This window comes from Metabacillus rhizosphaerae (genome assembly GCF_037201795.1).
GTDB classification, from domain to species: domain Bacteria; phylum Bacillota; class Bacilli; order Bacillales; family Bacillaceae; genus Metabacillus; species Metabacillus rhizosphaerae.
The window spans coordinates 4,975,143-4,996,050 of record NZ_CP147403.1 but is presented as its reverse complement, the minus strand read 5'-3'; the positions used below and the strand labels follow the sequence as shown (position 1 = coordinate 4,996,050).

Genomic DNA, 20,908 nt, shown 5'->3' with positions numbered 1-20,908 from the left:
GTTATTATAACTTTTAACTGAAAAAAGTTATTAATAATTTGAACTATGAAATAAATAGTTAGCGCTTTATTCCATAAGTGAAAATGGATTACTTAAAATATTCAACTAATAAACAGAAATTCAACTATAGGGTGGGGATATAAATGAAAGCGATTCAAAAAATAATGATTTTTTTAACTGCAGGACTAGCGCTTAGTATATTAGTAGCTTTGTTTTCTACTAGTAATGCTGTTGGATCTGAAGATGTAACCTTAATAAGATTTGGTCATGGTGCAGCAGAATCAAATGAGAGACATTTAGCTGTTTTGAAATTTAAAGAGTTAGTAGAAGAAAAATCACAAGGTGAAATAAAAGTTCAAGTTTACCCTAATGAGCAACTTGGCTCTGAAGCAGAAATGATAGAAAGTGTCACCTTCAATGACCTTCAAATGGTAGCTGCTAGTGCATTTAGTCAATACGATCAAAGAATAAGTGTGTTTGAATTACCATATCTCTTTGATTCTTATGAAGAAGCTTGGAGTGTGTTAGACGGTGAAATTGGACAGAAAGTAGCAGAACCATTATTAGAAGATGGTTTAAGAGTAATCGCATATTTCGAAAATGGTTTTCGTCATGTTACTTCAAATGTACCAATTGAAAGTCCTGATGATTTAAAAGGACTAAAAATTCGAACTCCTGAGTTCCCATTATCAGTTAGTACCTTCAAGGCGTTTGGTGCCAATCCGACACCGATGGCATTCGGTGAATTATATATGGCATTACAGCAGGGCACAGTTGATGCTCAAGAAAATCCAATTGCTAATATTTACGCAAGCAAATTTAATGAAATTCAAGATTATCTTAATTTGACTCGTCATCAATACATGCCATTACCTGTAGCCATAAGTGAAGAATTTTGGCAGACACTCACACCTAAAGAACAAGACATTATTAATACCAGTGCAAGAGAAGCTGCACAGTTCCACAGAGAATTATTAAGAGAAAATGAAGAAGCGATGCTAGATGAGTTACAAAAAGCTGGCATGAAGGTTATTGATCCAGATAGCGAAGCTTTTAGAGAAAAAACCCAAAGTGTTTATGAATCCTACAAGAACAAGTTTGGAGAAGATTTTGTTAATAATATTTTGAGAGTGGTTGAATAAAAAGTGGAAGGTTTTTGTACTTAATTTTGAGGAGGATCTTTAATGAAAGTCATCACTTGGTTAGACAAACATTTTGAAGAATATATTTTAATCATACTCAGTATTGTCACAGTCATTATTGTTTTTACACAAGTTTTTATGAGATATGTACTGGGTGAATCTCTCACATGGTCAGAGGAGGTTGCTAGGTACGTATTTATTTGGATGATTTATATAGGAGTCAGCTATGGAGTGAAAAAGGGAGAACACCTGGGTGTGGATGCCTTTCCACTGTTGTTTGAAAAAAAGGGGAAAATCATTATTGATATGATCGCGAGTTTTTCATTTTTTGTTTTTGCAGTCGTCATTACCTATTATGGTTTTGACATTGTCTTAAAGGTGACAAGGGAATCTGCTGCGTTAGGGTTACCTCTTGGGTGGATATACTCTGCACCAGTCGTGGGAATGCTTTTAACTGCTATACGTCTTATTCAAAAAATGGTCAGATTGGTAAGTGAGTATAAAACATTAAATGACAAAAAGTGTCCGGAACAGACTGAGTTTCAGGAGGGGGAAATTGTATGACAAGTTTTGTGTTATTTGGTAGCTTCTTCTTGTTTATGATCCTTTCTGTCCCTATTGCTATTTCTTTAGGGTTAGCAGGTCTTATTACGGCTATCTTTTCACCAAATATTTCAATCACTTTTTTGACACAAGGATTAGTGACTTCAACAGATAATTTTGCGTTAATGGCTATCCCTTTTTTCATCCTAGCAGGTGAAATAATGGGGAAAGGTGGAATATCTACGCGTCTATTCAATTTAGCTAATATATTCGTTGGACGTTTTACCGGAGGATTTGCAATAGCGGCAGTAATTACTTGCATGTTTTTTGCAGCTATATCTGGATCTGGTCCTGCAACAGTTGCTGCTGTTGGTGGTATTATGATCCCAGCGATGGTAGCACAGGGGTATGATCGAAAATTTGCTACTGCTGTAATCGTAACATCAGGTTCTTTGGGAATCGTCATTCCCCCTAGTATACCGATGGTCCTTTATGGTATTGCAGGTAATCAGTCAATTGGTGATTTATTCTTGGGTGGTATCCTTCCAGGGATTTTAATTGGCGTTTGTTTAATCATATGGTGTTATTACTATTCTAAAAAGAAGGGGTATTCGGGAACAAAAGAAGATTTTAGCTTTAAAAAGATGTTCTCTGCGTTAAATAATGCTAAATGGTCTCTTTTAGTACCAATTATTATTTTAGGTGGAATTTATGGTGGGATTTTTACTCCAACAGAAGCAGCCGTTTTCGGTGTGGTATATGCAGCTTTTGTTAGTTTATTCTTGCATAAAGAAATCAAAATAAGCCATTTCCCGGAAATACTTGCAAAAGCAGCTATGAGTTCAGTTTCTATATTAATTATTATTGGTACAGCAAATGCATTTGGTACTATTTTAACGATGGAGAAAATACCACAAACAATTGCAGAATCATTTTTAACGCTTTCAGAAAATCCGATTATTATCATATTAATTATCATTATATTGTTATTAATTATCGGATGTTTTATTGATACATCAGCAGCAGTCATTATTTTTACACCAATTCTTTTTCCAGTAGCGGCCCAAGTAGGTCTAGATCCTATCCATTTTGGGATTATCATGATTGTTACTTTATCGATCGGTTTCATTACTCCGCCACTTGGAGTGAATTTATTTGTAGGCTCAGGAATTTCTGGTTTAAGTATGCCTTCCCTCGTAAGGGGTGTTGTTCCATTCTTTTTTATCATGCTAATTAGTTTAACCATCATAGCCATCATTCCACAGTTAACACTGTTATTACTGTAAAGAGAAGGACGACCCTTCTCTTTTTTTTTGTGTAATATTTTAAAAAAACATTTTGAAAGTTTGTTTACTTAGTAGACAAGTGGAGTTTGAGTGTGTATACTACAAATATAAGTTAACTTGTATTACAAGTGAACAACATTACAAATCTAATTTTCTATTAAATCTTTAATTGAGGTGAAGAAGATGAAAAATATAAGTATTGAAGAACTAAAAGACATAGCCATTGAAATGAGAAAAACAGCTGTAACAATGATTCACAAAGCACAATCAGGTCATCCAGGAGGATCACTATCTGCAGCAGATCTTATGACAGCGTTGTATTTTAAAGAAATGAATATTGATCCAAATAACCCTACTTGGGAAGACCGTGACAGATTTGTTCTTTCGAAAGGGCATGTTTGTCCTATACAGTATTCTGCCTTAGCTTTAAAAGGTTACGTCCCATATGACACAATTTACACATTAAGAGAATACGGTTCTCCATTCCAAGGACATCCTGATATGAAAAAATGTCCTGGGATCGATATCTCAACAGGATCATTAGGGCAAGGACTTTCATGTGGTGTTGGAATGGCAATAGCGGGAAAAAGAGATAAGAAAGATTATCGGGTTTTTTCTTTAGTAGGCGATGGTGAGTGTCAAGAAGGCCAAATTTGGGAAGCAGCACAGACTGCAGTGAAGTATCAATTAGACAATTTAGTTGTATTTGTAGATAATAACCGACTTCAAATTGACGGTTTTTGTGATGAGATTATGCCACTACAAGATTTAGAAAAGAAATTTGAAGCATTTGGATTTGAAACAAAACGAATTAATGGACATTCAATGGAAGAAATTATTGAAACGTTAGATGAAATAAGAGTTGCGCAAAATGGAAAACCAAAATGCGTTGTACTTGACACGGTGAAAGGTAAAGGAGTTTCTTACATGGAGGATGTTGCTGACTGGCACGGGGTTGCTCCTAATGATGAAGAATACAAACAGGCAATAGCCGAAATCGTAGGGGGTTTAAAATGATGAGCATAATGGAGAAAACGCTAGCAACAAAAAAAGCAACGAGAGAAGCTTTTGGGGATGAAATTGTAAAGTTAGGTAAAGAGAATAAAGATATTTATGTCATTGATGTTGATATTGCAAAATCATGTAAAACGAGCAATTTCATTAAGCAATTACCAGAACAACATATCAATGTCGGGATTGCAGAACAAAATGCTGCTGGTTTGGCTGCAGGGTTAGCAACAACTGGTAAAATCCCTTTTGTAAGCACTTACGCTGTATTTGGTTCCTTAAGAATGGCAGAGCAAATTAGACAAGAAGTTTGTTATCCGAACTTAAATGTTAAAATTGCTTGTTCTCACGGGGGATTAACGCCAGCTAACGATGGTGGAAGTCACCAAGCTATAGAGGATATGGGCGTTTTAAGAAGTTTTCCAAATATGACTGTCATCATGGGTGCAGACTACTTTTCTACTAGAAAATTAGTAGAGCAAGCAGCAAAAATTTATGGTCCTGTTTATCTTCGTTTCACAAGAGACACAATTCCAGTAATTTATGATGAGAACGAAGAGTTTACAATTGGTAAAGCGAAAAAAATTAAAGAAGGGCAAGATATTGCCATCATTGCCAATGGTGATACTGTCCATTTAGCAATAGAAGCTACAAAGGAGCTAGAAAAAGAAGGTATTTCTGTAAAGCTCTTAGATATGCATACGATTAAACCAATAGATCGTGAAGCTATCGTTGAATGTTTAGAAATTGGACGTTTAATTACCGTTGAAGATCACAATATTCTAAATGGTCTTGGAAGCGCTGTATGTGAAGTTGTTGCAGAAGAAGGTAAAGGAAAAGTGAGTAGAATTGGGGTTCAGGATCAATTCGGTCAATCTGCTCCATATGAAAAGTTGATGGAACTTAACGGGATTACAGTTAGCGATATCATTAAGACTGCTAAAGAAATGCTTCAATAGAAAAATATAAAATAATTAAACTACTAACTTAGGAGTGAAGGTTCATGTTTGAATTAAATGATCGAGTAGCAATTGTAACAGGAAGTGGTTCTAAAAAAGGTATCGGGCGTACGATAGCACTTGCATTAGCGGATCAAGGGGCAGCAGTTGTTGTTGCTGATCTAAATTTAGAAGGTATCGAAGACACAGTAAATGCTATAACTGAAGCTGGTGGGAGAGCGATAGGTGTAGAATTAAATGTTACGAATAAAGAATCCGTTGACGCAATGGTAGAAAAAGTGCTTGCTGAATATGGAAGAATTGATATTCTTGTCAATAATGCAGGAATCTCACAAAAAGTAACTGTTCAGGATATGACACTTGAAGATATGACAAGAGTATTTAATGTCAACATGTTTGGATTATTCCTCTGTTCTCAAGCAGTACTAGAAACAATGAAAAATCAAAAGTTTGGTAGAATTATCAGCTTATCTTCTGTTTCGGCAAAAAGAGGAGGAGGAGTATTTGGTGGCGCACATTATTCTGCCTCTAAAGCTGCGGTATTAGGCTTCTCAAAAAATCTTGCTCGTGAAGTAGCGGTTGATGGAATTACTGTTAACTGTGTTGCACCAGGACTTGTAAACACGGAAATATGGAAATCCTTACCGGAAGCTGATGCAAAGAACGTTATTGCTAGTATACCAATGGGAAGACCGGGTGAAGTGAAGGAAATTGCATCAACAATCGCATTTTTAGCTTCTGAAGAGGCGTCTTATATTACTGGAGAAGAAATAGATATTAATGGTGGTTCTCACATGGATTAATTAGGTAGGTATGGAGCAGGCAATCCGTTTGGGGTGCCTGTTTCATCATTTAAAACTGCTATTGATAAAATCAACAAACTACTGAGAGAAGTGATAATATTAATTTTAATCCTGTTTCCAGTAAAAAACTATATATTCAAATTTACCAGCAAATTCTTTCAGAGATTGAGCTTGGGTCATTTAAAGTTGGTGAAAAGCTCCCTACTGAAAGAGAGCTTTGCGAACTGTTTAATGTTAGCCGTGCACCAGTTAGACAGGCACTTAGTGCATTGGAATTGAATGGAGTTATTTTTTCGCGTCAGGGTGAAGGTGTTTATGTAAGGAACAGCAAGGTTTTAACAGGGAATTTTCAAACATCCTTCTTTTTGAAATCAATATCCCCAGAAGATATTGTGGAAGCAAGAATGTGTATAGAACCACTAATCATCGAGTTCGCAGCATTAAGAGCAACAGATGAGGATATTAAAGAACTTCAAACAACCATAAAAAAAATGGGAGAGGAAACAGAGGCTGGAATATACGTTCCCGAAACTGACGAGATCTTACACAAGCAGATTGCCAAAGCTTCTCATAATGACTTATTTATAAAATTTATGTCTGCGATTAGTAATGCAATGAAACAACAGGAAATGTGGCAGTTTATTCGAGATAGAACCGTGACTCGACCAGATTATAGAGATGTAAATTTTCAAGAACATCAATTACTCATAAATGCTATTGAAAATCATAAAGAAAAAGAAGCAGTAGAATTGATGTCTACTCATATGCAAAACCTATATGAGAGATATTGGAAGGCTTAACCTTAGTCGGTTTGTATTAGTCATGAAGGGATCTCATTGTAATCTTTATACCTTCAAAGAAACCAAATCCATACTAATTATCAATGATTGACATTAGATAGAACGAAAAGTATACTTGTATTACGAAGTAACTTGTATGACAAGTATACAAGTAGAAAAGTTAATGAATGGAGGAAGAACAGATGGGTACATTAGTTTGCAAACATTGTAATTCAACAATAGATCATTTCGAGGACGAAAAGGTAACTGTTCTTTATTCTAAGTGTGATTGCTGTCATAACGATGATAAGGTTAATAGAAATAACGAAAAATAGTTTATGATATTATATAGGTTTGAATAAAAGAGTTTTCAATTTTGATGGAATATACTGACTTACATTTAAGAATAGACATTTAGTGACGAAAATTATTTAAGAGGATGATATTATTTGAAGGTAGCCATTGCATCTGATCATGGTGGGATAACGATTCGTAAAGAAATTATCTCCTTATTGGAAGAGATGAACATTGAGTATATAGATCTAGGCTGTGAATGTTCTACATCTGTTGACTATCCGGATTATGCAATTCAAGTAGCTGAGAAGATAGCAAAAGGTGAAGTAGACCGGGGGATATTAATTTGTGGTACTGGTATTGGAATGAGCATTGCTGCCAATAAAGTCAAAGGAATTCGTTGTGCACTTGTACATGATACCTTCAGTGCCAAGGCCACAAGAGAACATAATAATTCCAATATTTTAGCCATGGGAGAGCGTGTAATTGGTCCAGGATTAGCACGTGATGTTGCAAAAATATGGCTAACTACTTCTTTTGAAGTAGGTGGAAGACACGAAAATCGAATTAATAAAATAACGGCACTTGAAATGCAATCAATATAATCTGATATATAAAATGAAGTTATTTTAAAAAATGATTTTATGATTCAAAAGAGTGATGGCCAACCATCACTCTTTTTTTGAAAAAACAGAAGTCATTTTTATAGATACCTGTACTAGCTGAAGATTATTCCTTGCTTTATTCAAAAAATAACCATAGGATTAAAATGAAAGATCAACAAGTGTACATAACTAGACAGTGTAATAGTGTTGCTCTTTAAAAAGGAAAAGCTTATAATTATATGTGTTTTAAAACGTTTACTTTATTAAGAATATATATTGAGAGAAGTGATTAAAATTAGCTTTAATCGAGTATCTAGTGAGAAATTATATATCCAAATTTATAATCAAATTCTTTCAGAAATCCAATCTGGATCATTTAATATAGGTGATAAATTACCAGCGGAAAGAGAACTGTGTGAACAGTTTGGTGTTAGCCGTGCTCCTGTTAGACAAGCATTAAGTGCCCTTGAGTTGAATGGTATGATTTATTCCCGCCAAGGCGAAGGTGTTTACGTAAAAAATACTCAGATTACTAATAACTCCGAATCTTCCTTTATATTTGATTCAACCTCACCAGAAGATATTGTTGAAGCGAGAATGAATATTGAGCCTCTAATTATCAAATATGCAGCACAAAGGGCTACTAATGAGGATATTGAAGAACTTCGCACGACGGTAAAAAAGATGGAGGAAGAAACGAAAGCAGGCATATATGTTCCTGAAACAGATGAAGAACTTCACAAAGGAATAGCTAAGGCTTCTCATAATGATTTATTTATAAAAATGATGGCGGCAATCAGTAACGCGATGAAACAACAGGAAATGTGGAAATTTATTCGTGATCGCACGGTAACTCGACCAGATTATAGAGAAGTTAATTTTGAAGAGCATAAGTTGCTCATTAAGGCTATAGAAGATCATAATGAAAAAGAAGCTGTAGAGATAATGACTTTCCATATGCAAAACTTATATGATAGATATTGGAAAGATTAAATAACAAAGTATGTATTATAGCATATTCTCACATATACAGGCTATATGTGGTTGATAACGGCTTATAATAACTCCATAAAAATAAAAAATGGAATGTATCAAGGATATTACTTGATACATTCCATTTTTTAATTTTGTACACTATATGCCAAACCTACATAAGAATTTGATGAAAAAGGAGTATTCAGAATACTTTAAATTTTTTATATTGACATTAAAATGCGGTACATATATACTATGATTATGAGTTAACTTAGTATACAAGTTAACAAGATTACAACAAATAGATTTATTTAAATAGATCCATTTGTACTGCTTTTGAATGTAATCGCTATCAAAAAACAAAGAACTCAGGCTACACATCTATTTCTACCGAGTATGAGACATTGGATTAATTAGAGGTTAACCCAAAGTAGAATCTAAGATTAGCAGTGTTTATGTAAGAAAGATTAGCTGAGGGGTCAAAAATTGGTACAAGAGAGGAGGGTATTCGGAATAGCGATATTTAATTTTATTATAAAGACCAATTCTCTATAGAATTGTAAGCGATTTCTTATGGTGTTTTTCTTGGGAAAAGTTAGCGTAAGGAGGAAAAGTCTTGAAAGCAGCGCTATTTGATCGAATTAAACATTTTACAATCATAGGAAAAGAGTTACCAGAAATTAAGGGGAATGAAGTATTAATTCAAGTGAGCAAAGCAGGTATATGTGGTTCTGATGTCCATGCATTTTTGGGAAAGCATCCCTTTCGAAATCCTCCAAGCATATTAGGACACGAAATCATCGGAAACATTGTAGAAATAGGTGATAAAGTAACCACTGTTAAAGATGGAGATACAGTGACAATTGAACCGCAAATAGGCTGTGGGCATTGTAAACCATGTATAAAAGGTGATTATAATCTATGCGAAGAAAAAGTTGTGCTTGGAACAACAAGCTGGGATGGAGGATTTGCAGAATATGTTGTCGCTCCAGAGCAGACTGTATATAAAATCCCAGATACATTAACTACAGAATTGGCAGTCTTAACAGAACCTTTGGCTGTTGGCGTTCATGCGGTTAATATTGCTGATGTTAAAAAGGGAGATAAAGTAGCAATTCTTGGTTCTGGGCCAATAGGACTCGTTACATCAGTAGCTGCCCATTTTAAAGGAGCCGAAACTATTTGTCTGACAGATGCAATAGATAACAATTTAGAAATCGGTAAAAAATTATGTGCTACAGATGTTGTGAACGTAAGAGTACAATCCCTACAAAAATATACCTCGGATAATATTGGTCAATTTGACCATGTTTTCCTTACTGCTGGCTATGGGTCTATTTTAGACGATGCATTGTCAGTTATTAAAAGAAAGGGAAAAGTTATATCAATTGCATTATTTGAAGAAAAGGTATCAATTGATTTAAACAAATTTATGATTTCTGAAGTTCAGATGTTTGGATCTTCTATGTATGTAAAAGAGGATTTTAAAACCGCAATTGAAATTATTGCATCTCATAGGTATAAGCTGGAGTCATTAATTACGCATAGGTTTAATTTTGACCAGATTAATGAAGCAATGGAAGTGGCATTATCTAAAAGCGGTTCTCCAATAAAAATCGTACTTGATTATATAAAAAATTAACAATTTTAGTTTTTTATAGTGTGTATATCTTTGTGAGAAAGTAGGTACGTTTCGTTTTTAAACATACCCATTTTTAAAAAATATATAACTAAATGAGTTCAAGGGGGAGAAATGATGAGAAAAGGAACTTTATTTTTAATGTTATTTATCATGGTAGCCTTTTTAGCAGCTTGTAATGGTAAAGAAGCAGCTAGTGATAATGAGAAGAGTACCGCTAGTGGGGAAAATATAACGATTAAATTCGCACATAGCGCAGTTGATACGAATTCAAGACATGATGCAGCTCTAAAGTTTAAGTCTTTAGTAGAGGAAAAGTCTAATAATCAAATTACTGTTGAGGTTTTCCCGAATGAAGTATTAGGTAGTGAACCACAAATGGTTGAAGGTGTTGCATTTAATGATATTCAAATGGTTGCAGCTAGTACCTATGCACAATACGAGCCAAAAGTAGATGTTTTTGGATTACCATTCCTTTTTGAGACGAATGAACAAGCTTGGGAAGCACTAGATGGCCCAATTGGGCAGGAAGTATTTTCAGGGCTGCTTGATGATAACTTGCGTGTCTTAGGTCACTTTGAAAATGGATTCAGACATGTCACTAATAATGTTAGACCAATTGAAAAGGTTGAAGATTTAGAAGGGCTAAAGATTCGAACACCGGAAATGCCGATACTGGTAAGCATCTTTGAAGCTCTTGGATCAAATCCAACCCCAATGGCATTTGGTGAACTTTACATGGCTTTACAGCAGGGTACAGTAGATGGACAGGAAAATCCAATCTCAAATATCCACGCAAGTAAGTTTTATGAAGTTCAAGATTATTTAAGTTTAACAGGGCATTCGTATAGTCCAACAACTGTAGCTATCAGTGATGAATTTTGGAATACTCTATCACCTGAACAACAAGAAATTATTCAGTCAAGCTTAACAGAAGCTTCTAAGTTTCATAGAAACTTAGTTATGGAAGACGAAGAAAAATTATTAGCTGAATTAGAAGAAGGTGGCATGAAGGTAAATCGTCCTGACATTGCATCATTTAGAGAAGCATCTAAGGATGTTTATGGAGAATATGAAGATACCTATGGTAAAGATCTTATCGATCGTATCCTAGAAGAACAGAAATAGTAAGTGAAAAAGGCAGAATCTATCCTAATTGTTGTCTTAGGTGGGTTCTGCTTTTAAATAAAGGGGGGGAGACTTATGACATTATTAAAATGGTTAGATGAGAATATAGAATCTACCTTACTTATTATATTAAGTATTCTAACTGTAGTAGTAGTTTTTACCCAAGTGTTTATGAGATATGTATTAGACTCGTCTCTTGTTTGGTCAGAGGAGCTGGCGAGGTATGCTTTTATTTGGATGATCTATATTGGGGTTAGTTATGGTGTGAAAAGGCAAGCACACATAAGTGTAGACGCAGTTGCCTTGTTGTTTAAAAGAAAGGGTAAATTTATATTGGGGTTATGTGCAAATATAGCATTTTTAACATTTGCTGTTATCCTTACATACTTCAGTTTTGAAGTTGTGGTTCAAGTAACTCGTAGCTCTCCGGCAATGGATATACCAATGCAATTAGTTTATGCAGCCCCGATGGTTGGGTTATTGCTAACAGCAATTAGAGTGATCCAGAGAATGAAAATACAAATTGATATCTTTAGATCGGGAGAGTAGGTGATTGATATGACAGCACTTATTTTATTTGGAAGTTTTGTTTTCTTTTTGCTATTGACAGTACCTATTGGCATATCCCTTGGATTGGCTTCTCTTGTCACGATTTTATTTGCTGACGTTACTTCTGTTGAATATCTTGCACAAAGTCTAGTTCAATCAACAGACTCCTTTCCATTAATGGCTGTACCGTTCTTTATTTTAGCGGGAGAGATTATGGGCAAAGGCGGAATATCAGAACGTCTCTTTAAGCTTGCTAATGTTTTTGTCGGTAATTTTACTGGTGGCTTTGCAATGGCAGCGGTCTTAACTTGTATGTTTTTTGCAGCTATCTCTGGTTCAGGTCCTGCAACAGTTGCAGCAGTAGGAGGAATTATGATTCCTGCTATGGTCGGATATGGTTACGACAAGAAATTTGCCACTGCAGTAGTTGTATCAGCAGGTGCTTTAGGTATTATTATTCCTCCAAGTATCCCTATGGTTATTTACGGTGTATCCGGAAGTGTATCCATTGGTGACATGTTTATAGCTGGTATCTTACCCGGTATTCTAATAGGCGTAGTGATGATGGCCTGGAGCTATATTCATTCTAAAAAGAATAACTACAAAGGGAATGGCGAAAAATTCACTATCAAGAGAGCTCTTTCTGGAATTAATGAAGCCAAATGGGCTATATTTATTCCCATCCTGATATTAGGCGGAATTTATGGTGGAATTTTTACCCCGACAGAAGCTGCAGTTGTTGCTGTTGTATATGCTGCAATTATTAGTATATTTGTTTACAAGGAGCTTAACTTCAAAACATTTCCAAATGTTTTAAAGGATGCAGCGCTAACATCTGCTACTATTTTAATTATTATCGGAACAGCAAATGCATTTGGAAGAATCTTAACATTGGAACAAATCCCTAGAATGGTTGCGGATTTATTATTGGGTATATCATCAAATCCTTTGATTATTTTATTACTGCTTAATCTTTTATTACTTTTTGTTGGAATGTTTATGGATACAGTCGCAGCAATTATAATCCTAGTTCCAATTTTATTACCAATTGCAATCAATATAGGAATTGACCCTATTCACTTTGGCATCATTATGATTGTTAACTTAGCAATTGGTTTTATCACTCCACCTGTAGGTGTAAATCTATTTGTTGGATCCGGGATATCGGGACTGAAGATAGAAACCTTAGCAAAAGCTACTGTCCCATTTTTTATTGCGATGATTTTAAGTTTAATGGTTATAACAGTCATTCCCGAGATATCTCTTATTTTAGTAGACCTTTTCAAATAGAAGTAGAATTGAGGCTAACTAAAATATATTGACAATAACAAGTAGTAAAAGTAAAATAATGACTAATGGTAAACTTAGTACACAAGTAGACAAATGGGTAAAGTGCTTGCAGTATTTTTCTTACTATTTGTAATTTGGAACTAAGCTATAACTATACTATAGACAAAAAGGAGGAATTTGGTATGGCATCAATTACATTTTTAAATGACCCAGTTACATTATTAGGAAATGGAGTGAAAGTTGGGGACGTAGCACCTGATTTTAAAGTCCTTGATAATGATTTATCGCCAGTAACACTTGAAGACTCAGAAGGAAAGGTTCGCTTAATTTCTGTTGTACCTTCTATCGACACAGGGGTTTGTGACGCTCAAACACGCCGTTTCAACGAAGACGCTGCTAATTTAAGTGATGTTGAGGTTTTAACTATTAGTGTTGATTTGCCTTTTGCCCAAAAAAGATGGTGTGGTTCAAATGGACTTGAAAATGTTAAAACCCTGTCTGATCACCGTGATCTTTCATTTGGTGAAGCATATGGAGTTCACATTAAAGAATTACGTTTATTAGCACGTGCAGTATTTGTCATTGATTCTAATGATAAGATTGCATATGTTGAATATGTAAGTGAAGCAACAAATCATCCTAATTATGAGGCAGCGATTGAAGCTGTTAAAATTGCAGAATAACAATTGACAGAAATAAAAACAAATGAAGGTGAACTAATTGTAGAATTAGATCACCTTTTTCGTACACTAAATCGATTCCTACCATTTCTTCTGGCGTCGTACAATGCTTTAATCAGCTTCCCTTATTAGGTCAGCAGGATTGTTCATTGGCGTAACGATTAGTGTCGTAACACACTTAATGTAAGATATTTACTTATTCTTGATCCCTTATGGGCGATGTTAGCGTATTTTACTGCTTCTTGAATAGAATTAGCCATAGCAATTACTTGCTCTACTGTACTACTTGGAAGCATTACAATAGTAATGAGTCAGATTCATTTGTTTATTTCATTCTCTCTCTAATGCCTAGTCAAAGCAGCGAAGGTTGGCAATCCCTTTCAAGCCATCTAGTAGTGAATGGAAAGAACGCCTTTTATTCTAAATCATTTTATTTGCCTGAGGCTGATCAAGGCGCTTGCTCTTTTGTTCCTGAAAATTCTTCTGTAATAAACTGTAGAAGTGACCTTACTGCAAATGATTGGTACCGTTCCTTTTTTGTAATTATTCCAAGTTCCCACATAGGTGGAGATGATAGCGGAATCATTTTAATTGCGTTTTGATCCATCTTTGCAAATATAGATTTAGGTAAAAGAGTAATACCTAATTCAGATCTAACGAGTTCAGTTATTAAATCCCATTGGGAGCTCTCATATACGATGTTTGGGTAAAATCCAGCTTTTTGGCAATGATTAATGATTAGTTCATGTAATGCAAATTCTCGATTAAACAGAATAAAGTTTTCTTCAGCCAATTGTAGGAGCTCCACTGCCTTTTTTTCTGCCAAAATATGCTCTTTATATGTATAAAGCATAAATTCTTCTTTTATAAAAGGTAGGGTATTAAATTTAGTTTTATCTGAAGGTAATACAATAATCCCTATATCGACTTCCCCTTGATCTACTAAATGTTCAATCCTCTTTGCCCCAAGCTCGATTAATTCTAATGAAACCTCTGGATAAAGGATTCCAAAGTATTTCGCTATTGTTGGAAAAAATAGCGTCCCAATTAAAGGAGGGATACCTATTTTAATATCGCCAGTTGGCAAATTCATTAAATCATCTAGTAATGTAGAGAGTTCATCCGTCGCACCTAATATTTTAATAGCTTGTTTATAAACAATTTCTCCAGCATCGGTCAGCATTAATTTACGTGTAGAGCGCTCAAATAACTCTACCTTGAGCTCAGACTCTAATTTTTTAATCGATTTACTCAATGTTGGCTGAGATATATAGGTATTTGCAGCTGCTTTTGTAAAGCTACCGTAATTTGCTACTTCAGTAAAATATCGTAGATCTTTCAATTCCAAAGAAATCACCTTTTATTCTAATGTGGAATAAATTTTATAACTATTATTCATTTTACTCATAAATAAGAATACTGTAAATTATTAAGTAAATAGATAGTGAAAATTCAGAATTTACTCTTAGAAAAGGGGAACAGCGAATATGCATCCAAATGAAGTAGTGATTGCAAGCGCTTTAATAACTCCGATTGATCTTTTTGGAGGAAGTTTAAAAAACATTAGTGCAGTTCAGTTAGGGTCAATCGTTATTAAAGCTGTGATAGAGCAAGCGGGAATTCATGGAGATCAAATAGAGCAACGATTATAGAAAAATATGAAAAGAGAGGAGTTTAGAAATGAAAAAAATATTCACTAGTTTCGAAGATGCAGTTAAAGAAATCAAAGACGGAATGACGCTAATGGTTGGAGGATTTGGACTTGTAGGGATACCAGAGAATCTGATTAAAGCCCTTTGTGAAAGTAATGTTAAAGATTTAACGGTTATTTCAAATAATTGTGGAGTAGATGATTGGGGACTCGGCCTACTTTTAAAAAATAAGCAAATTAAGAAGATGATATCATCCTACGTTGGGGAAAATAAAGAGTTTGAGAGACAAGTATTAAGTGGAGAATTAGAGGTTCAGCTAACCCCACAAGGTTCTTTAGCAGAGAAAATCAGAGCTGGTGGAGCAGGTATTCCTGCTTTTTATACCCCAGCAGGAGTAGGAACGCCAATTGCTGAAGGAAGGGAAATACGAGAGTTTAATAGTAAAGATTATTTACTTGAAGAGGCCCTAACTGCTGATTTTAGTTTAATAAAAGCTTGGAAAGCAGATAAAATGGGCAATGTGATTTACAGAAAAACTGCTCAAAACTTTAATCCTATAATGGCTACTGCGGGAAAGTTCACAATCGCAGAGGTAGAAGAAATTGTCGAAGTCGGTGAACTAGACCCTGACGGAATTCATACGCCTAGTATTTATGTGCAGGGACTGATTGTTGGTGAGCATGAAAAGCGAATTGAACGTCTTACCATTCAAGCTTAATAGGAATTAGGAGGTTTAATAATGACGAATAACGTAAGAATACAAATTGCGCAAAGGGCTGAAAGAGAAATTCAAGATGGGTTTTACGTAAATTTAGGAATTGGAATGCCGACAATGGTTGCCAATTATATTTCTGACCATAAAAGTGTTGTTTTACAGTCAGAGAATGGTTTGTTAGGAATTGGTCCTTTTCCTACGAAAGGGGAAGTTGATCCAGATTTAATTAATGCTGGAAAAGAAACAGTGACAGCAATTCAGGGAGCAAGTTTCTTTAGTAATGCAGAATCATTTGCCATGATACGAGGAGGTCATATTGATCTAGCAATCTTAGGTGGAATGGAAGTTTCAGAAACTGGAGACTTAGCGAACTGGATGATCCCAGGAAAGATGATTAAAGGGATGGGCGGTGCGATGGATTTAGTGCACGGAGCTAAAAAAATTATTGTCATCATGGAACATGTTAATAAAGCGGGGGAGCCGAAAATATTGAATAAGTGCTCCTTACCTTTAACTGGTCAAAAGGTCGTTGATCGAATTATTACAGATCGTGCTGTATTAGATGTGACACAGGAAGGGTTGAAGCTAATCGAAGTTGCAAAAGGTTATCGTGTTCAGGATATTATTAATTCAACTGAACCATCATTAATTATTTCTGAAAATGTGATGAGTGATGTTTACTAACTAAATATTTAATATAAATAACCAGAATGGAAGCACAATCTAAGCTTGATTATTCGGGTTATTTAATTTTGAAACTGACTGTCCAAGACTTATAAGGGAATGACAAATTTTCGGTAGGCATACTTGTAGTTCCAATAAGGGAAGTGATATTATTGAAAAAAATATGGAATATTAAAAGATAAAGAGAGTACTCAGGAAATTATCTAAGAATGTAGCTAGAGTGAGTTATTTTATATTTAATCTGATAGTCTATATAAGGTCATTTACAGCTAGGATAATGGTAGGGGGGAAATAATGACTCAGTATTTTGTTAAGAAAGACTTGAATCCTAGTTTTGATAATAGTTTAGTTCCTAAATTGCTCTACATTTTTAATGTTGATGATACCCATACAAGATTCCCCCGAACTATGCATATGCATGATGATATTATGGAAATCATTTTTGTTAAAGAGGGAAAGGGCAGTCATTTGATTGGTGATCGAAATTATAAAACCAAAAAAGGTGATATTTTAATTTATAATAATGGTGTTCTTCACGATGAATACGGAAACGGAGATTCTGACACGAATATGAGTGTGTTTTGCTGTGGCATTACAGATGTTAAGCTGGCTGGTTTACCAAGAAACCATTTGATTTCAAAAGAACAATCATATGTTTTGCATAGTGGGGAGTATGCTTCGAATATTGAATCATTGCTAGAGATGATGTATTCACAAATTTCGAAGGAAAAACCTGGTGCAGAGGAAATTTGCAGTTATTTGATTCGAGCACTAATTACGCTTATTTTACAAATTCCACAAGAGAACTTCGTATTATCAAAATCTGAAGAATCAGTATTACTATGTGATATTAAATCTTACATAGATAAACATTATCAGGAAGATATTAATTTAAAATCCCTTTCTCAACGATTTCACATAAGTACTTATTATTTAGTCCATGTTTTCAAGAAATCTACAGGCTTTTCACCGATTCAATATATTATCCGACGTCGTATTGGAGAAGCACAGTCATTACTTATCAACACAAATGATAGTATTACAAAGATTGCTGGTATGGTTGGTTATGATAATACTAGCTACTTCGCGACACTCTTTTCTAAAACTGTAGGTATGTCTCCAAAGAAATATCGTCAGTTGTGGAGTGAAAATTAGATCTCTTACGTTAAATAGATAAAACCACTTACAAAAAGCAATAGTGACCCACTATTTGCTTTTTATTTTTTCCTTAAACTTTTTGCCAACCTTCTTAAGTAAGTTTAATGTTATACCTTTCTTCAGCTTAAAAAACTACGTATCTAACCTCGACCATAAACTTAGATAATTTTCCGTTTTGATAATTTAAACCTTCTAATCCAATTCAAGACAAGATTGTGAAAGTTTCTAATATATATATATGAAAAAGCTGCTTAAATTAAACAATATAATGAAAGCGTTTAATTTTAATAAAACTTATAATGAAAGTATTAGTTATGGAGGTGTTTCAAATGAGTATCAAAATTTCAGGAGCCCCTTGTTGCTGGGGCGTCGATGATCCGAAAAATCCATTTCTTCCACCATGGGAGAAAGTATTACAAGAGGCATCACAAGCTGGTTATAAAGGGATTGAATTAGGACCATATGGGTATATGCCTATGGATATTAAGAGAGTACAAGCAGAGCTTACTAAAAATAATTTAAATATTATTGCGGGGACCATTTTTGATGATCTAGTATCAGAAAATAACTTAGAAAAGTTATTATCTCAGGTGGATGATATTTGTTCTTTGGTAACAAAACTTCCTAAGTCTCCAATGGAAGAAGGTAACCGATTTTCTCCCCCTTATTTAGTTATTATTGATTGGGGACATGATGAAAGAGATTTTAATGCTGGCCATCCTGATAGGGCAAAAAGGTTATCTACACAGAAATGGAACAATATGATGAATCATATTCGAATTCTTTCAGAACGGGCATGGAATAAGTTTGGAGTACGGCCAGTAATCCATCCACACGCTGGCGGTTATATTGAATATGAAGACGAAATCAAAAAACTTATCAAAGATATTCCTTATGAAATAGCCGGACTTTGCCTAGACACTGGGCACTTATATTATTCAAAAATGGATCCGGTTCAGTGGCTCAGAGATTACTCAGATCGACTAGATTATATTCATTTTAAGGATATTGATCTAGATATTTATCATCAAGTTATGGGAGAAAGGATTCGTTTTTTTGATGCTTGTGCAAGAGGGGTAATGTGCCCAATCGGACAAGGAATCATTGATTATAATGCTATTTATCATTTGCTAAAAGAAATAAATTACCGTGGGTATATCACAATTGAACAAGAACGTGACCCTAGAAACTCTAATACTAGTTTACGTGATGTAAAACAAAGTGTTGATTATTTAAAGCGTGTTGGATATTGATTGAAAATAGATTACGAGAAAAGGGGAAATGAAAGATGATAAATGGTGAAAAAAATATAGAAAAACCTATACGTTGGGGCATGGTAGGTGGTGGACGCGGAAGTCAAATTGGTTACATTCATCGATCTTCTGCGTTACGTGACCATAATTTTGAATTGGTTGCAGGTGCCTTTGATATAGATCCAGAACGTGGGAAAGATTTTGGAGTGAATTTACATGTTGACCCAGAAAGATGCTATGCTGACTACAAAACAATGTTTGAAGCAGAAGCAAAGCGTGAAGATGGTATTCAGGCTGTTTCAATAGCAACTCCAAATGGAACACACTATGAAATTACTAAAGCGGCCCTAACTGCTGGATTGCATGTTGTTTGTGAAAAACCTCTATGCTTTACTACTAGAGAAGCGATTGAATTAGAAGAACTTGCTAATGCGAAAAATCTGGTGGTTGGCATTACTTATGGTTATTCAGGACACCAGATGATTGAACAAGCGCGTAAAATGATTGAAAATGGGGACTTAGGAGACATTCGTATTGTGAAAATGCAGTTTGCACATGGTTTCCATTCTACAGCTGTCGAAAAGAATAATGCAAGTACTAAATGGCGTGTTGATCCAAAAGTTGCAGGACCCAGCTATGTCTTAGGTGATTTAGGGACACATCCTTTGTATTTATCTGAGGTCATGCTACCTAACTTAAAGATTAAAAAGTTGATGTGTTCTCGTCAAAGTTTTGTGAAAAGCCGCTCACCTCTAGAGGACAATGCTTTTACTATTATGGAATATGAAAACGGTGCCATGGGGACAATGTGGTCTTCTTGCGTTAATGCTGGCTCTATGCATGGACAAACAATTCGAATCATAGGTTCAAAAGCTAGTATTGAATGGTGGGATGAACATCCTAATCAGTTAAGATATGAAGTCCAAGGTAAACCAGCAATGATTTTAGATCGTGGAATGGATTATCTTTATTCTGAAGCACTTATCGATGATCGTATAGGTGGAGGTCATCCAGAAGGCTTGTTTGAAGCATGGTCTAATCTGTATTCTCGATTTGCAAAAGCGATGAATGCAAAAGATCGTGGAGAAACATTAGAAGATGTTTGGTACCCAGGTATTCAGGCAGGGGTAGAAGGTGTTCGATGGGTTGAAAACTGTGTAAGGTCTGCAGATAATGGTGCTGTTTGGGTTGAATACCAATAAATAGGATAAAAGTGCAAATGGAATAAGGTCCTCAATAGGATTATCTAGTTTTTGTAATAACATTTGTGATATGAACATTTTAAACACCTCATATAAATTGTAACATTCTAGGAAATGTAAATTTACTGGGAATTGAAGTTAATTTTCAGATGATAAAAATGTGTGATTACTGTTGCAGTTCAAAAGAAGCTACAAACTTTACTCAGGTGAAATGGAAACAAAATAACTTCATTAATAAATATTGTCCAAACTGTATAGACGAGGTTTTATATAATGTTAAAAGCTTGCCCTGGGTTAAAGAGTACGGATATGAAATTACATATTTAACATTAAGGTGTACCTTAATGTTAAGGTTAAAATTCTATTAGGGGTACCACCAGCAAGACGCGAATTTACATTGTTTCGGATAATCCAGTATTAATATTTAATATGTTTACTAAAGATTACATAATGAAAGATTATCGGCATTAAAGAAAGGATCTCCAAACGAAGATCCTTTCTTTAATGCAAGCCATTAGATAAAGAAGGTCGATAAAGCAAGCTACAATTAAACCTATTAAAATA

The 20,908-nt window shown here is 34.8% G+C and carries 22 protein-coding genes; 21 read left to right on the top strand and 1 reads right to left on the bottom strand.

What is annotated here, in order from left to right:
- The first annotated feature begins 143 nt into the window (after window positions 1–143).
- The 15 genes from WCV66_RS23960 to tpx all read left to right on the top strand — a co-directional run bounded on the left by WCV66_RS23960 (window position 144) and on the right by tpx (window position 13,683).
- Window positions 144–1,142, top strand: coding sequence for a TRAP transporter substrate-binding protein (locus WCV66_RS23960; protein ID WP_338787128.1), 999 nt, complete (start codon window positions 144–146; stop codon window positions 1,140–1,142).
- A 42-nt stretch (window positions 1,143–1,184) separates the two neighbouring features.
- Entirely contained in the window at window positions 1,185–1,706 is a 522-nt protein-coding gene (locus tag WCV66_RS23955; protein WP_338787127.1) for a TRAP transporter small permease, read from the top strand.
- Entirely contained in the window at window positions 1,703–2,971 is a 1,269-nt protein-coding gene (locus tag WCV66_RS23950) for a TRAP transporter large permease (protein ID WP_338787126.1), read from the top strand. The genes WCV66_RS23955 and WCV66_RS23950 overlap by 4 nt, the downstream gene beginning before the upstream one ends.
- Window positions 2,972–3,154: 183 nt before the next feature.
- The gene (locus WCV66_RS23945; RefSeq protein WP_413789608.1) at window positions 3,155–3,988 is read left to right on the top strand and encodes a transketolase; all 834 of its coding nucleotides are present in this window, start codon (window positions 3,155–3,157) and stop codon (window positions 3,986–3,988) included.
- Window positions 3,988–4,938, top strand: a complete 951-nt coding sequence (locus WCV66_RS23940; protein ID WP_338789538.1) for a transketolase family protein — start codon at window positions 3,988–3,990, stop codon at window positions 4,936–4,938. Before WCV66_RS23945 ends, WCV66_RS23940 begins: the two co-directional genes overlap by 1 nt.
- Before the next feature lie 44 nt (window positions 4,939–4,982).
- Window positions 4,983–5,741: an SDR family NAD(P)-dependent oxidoreductase gene (locus tag WCV66_RS23935; protein ID WP_338787125.1), complete on the top strand. Its 759-nt coding sequence runs from the start codon at window positions 4,983–4,985 to the stop codon at window positions 5,739–5,741.
- A 98-nt stretch (window positions 5,742–5,839) separates the two neighbouring features.
- The gene (locus WCV66_RS23930) at window positions 5,840–6,541 is read left to right on the top strand and encodes a FadR/GntR family transcriptional regulator (protein WP_338789536.1); all 702 of its coding nucleotides are present in this window, start codon (window positions 5,840–5,842) and stop codon (window positions 6,539–6,541) included.
- A gap of 182 nt (window positions 6,542–6,723) precedes the next feature.
- Window positions 6,724–6,855, top strand: a complete 132-nt coding sequence (locus WCV66_RS23925) for a GapA-binding peptide SR1P (RefSeq protein ID WP_338787124.1) — start codon at window positions 6,724–6,726, stop codon at window positions 6,853–6,855.
- 114 nt (window positions 6,856–6,969) lie between these two features.
- The gene (gene rpiB / locus WCV66_RS23920) at window positions 6,970–7,419 is read left to right on the top strand and encodes a ribose 5-phosphate isomerase B (RefSeq protein WP_338787123.1); all 450 of its coding nucleotides are present in this window, start codon (window positions 6,970–6,972) and stop codon (window positions 7,417–7,419) included.
- A 285-nt stretch (window positions 7,420–7,704) separates the two neighbouring features.
- Window positions 7,705–8,412, top strand: a complete 708-nt coding sequence (locus tag WCV66_RS23915; protein ID WP_338789535.1) for a FadR/GntR family transcriptional regulator — start codon at window positions 7,705–7,707, stop codon at window positions 8,410–8,412.
- 598 nt (window positions 8,413–9,010) lie between these two features.
- A complete protein-coding gene (locus WCV66_RS23910) occupies window positions 9,011–10,036 on the top strand; it encodes a zinc-dependent alcohol dehydrogenase (RefSeq protein ID WP_338787122.1) in 1,026 nt (341 codons plus the stop codon).
- Between the two features lie 114 nt (window positions 10,037–10,150).
- Complete coding sequence (locus WCV66_RS23905) at window positions 10,151–11,161, top strand: DctP family TRAP transporter solute-binding subunit (protein ID WP_338787121.1); 1,011 nt, start codon at window positions 10,151–10,153, stop codon at window positions 11,159–11,161.
- 75 nt (window positions 11,162–11,236) lie between these two features.
- Window positions 11,237–11,710 (top strand): TRAP transporter small permease, encoded by a 474-nt coding sequence (locus WCV66_RS23900; protein WP_338787120.1) that lies wholly within the window; start codon window positions 11,237–11,239, stop codon window positions 11,708–11,710.
- Window positions 11,711–11,719: 9 nt separating this feature from the next.
- Entirely contained in the window at window positions 11,720–13,000 is a 1,281-nt protein-coding gene (locus WCV66_RS23895; protein WP_338787119.1) for a TRAP transporter large permease, read from the top strand.
- 182 nt (window positions 13,001–13,182) lie between these two features.
- Window positions 13,183–13,683 carry a thiol peroxidase gene (gene tpx / locus WCV66_RS23890; RefSeq protein ID WP_338787118.1) on the top strand — a complete coding sequence of 167 codons (501 nt, stop codon included), beginning with the start codon at window positions 13,183–13,185 and terminating at the stop codon, window positions 13,681–13,683.
- A gap of 445 nt (window positions 13,684–14,128) precedes the next feature.
- Here the strand turns inward: tpx and WCV66_RS23885 are convergent, their stop codons facing one another.
- The gene (locus tag WCV66_RS23885) at window positions 14,129–15,028 is read right to left on the bottom strand and encodes a LysR family transcriptional regulator (RefSeq protein WP_338787117.1); all 900 of its coding nucleotides are present in this window, start codon (window positions 15,026–15,028) and stop codon (window positions 14,129–14,131) included.
- 139 nt (window positions 15,029–15,167) lie between these two features.
- Here WCV66_RS23885 and WCV66_RS23880 point away from each other — a divergent pair, with 139 nt between their 5' ends.
- The 6 genes from WCV66_RS23880 to WCV66_RS23855 all read left to right on the top strand — a co-directional run bounded on the left by WCV66_RS23880 (window position 15,168) and on the right by WCV66_RS23855 (window position 20,344).
- Complete coding sequence (locus WCV66_RS23880) at window positions 15,168–15,332, top strand: hypothetical protein (RefSeq protein ID WP_338787116.1); 165 nt, start codon at window positions 15,168–15,170, stop codon at window positions 15,330–15,332.
- 28 nt (window positions 15,333–15,360) lie between these two features.
- Window positions 15,361–16,050, top strand: a complete 690-nt coding sequence (locus WCV66_RS23875) for a CoA transferase subunit A (RefSeq protein WP_338787115.1) — start codon at window positions 15,361–15,363, stop codon at window positions 16,048–16,050.
- A gap of 21 nt (window positions 16,051–16,071) precedes the next feature.
- Window positions 16,072–16,731, top strand: a complete 660-nt coding sequence (locus WCV66_RS23870) for a 3-oxoacid CoA-transferase subunit B (protein WP_066324556.1) — start codon at window positions 16,072–16,074, stop codon at window positions 16,729–16,731.
- Between the two features lie 294 nt (window positions 16,732–17,025).
- Window positions 17,026–17,886 (top strand): AraC family transcriptional regulator, encoded by an 861-nt coding sequence (locus WCV66_RS23865; RefSeq protein ID WP_338787114.1) that lies wholly within the window; start codon window positions 17,026–17,028, stop codon window positions 17,884–17,886.
- Between the two features lie 332 nt (window positions 17,887–18,218).
- On the top strand, window positions 18,219–19,142 hold the full coding sequence (locus tag WCV66_RS23860) for a sugar phosphate isomerase/epimerase family protein (protein ID WP_338787113.1): 924 nt from the start codon (window positions 18,219–18,221) through the stop codon (window positions 19,140–19,142).
- A gap of 35 nt (window positions 19,143–19,177) precedes the next feature.
- A complete protein-coding gene (locus tag WCV66_RS23855) occupies window positions 19,178–20,344 on the top strand; it encodes a Gfo/Idh/MocA family oxidoreductase (protein WP_338787112.1) in 1,167 nt (388 codons plus the stop codon).
- Window positions 20,345–20,908 lie beyond the last annotated feature (564 nt).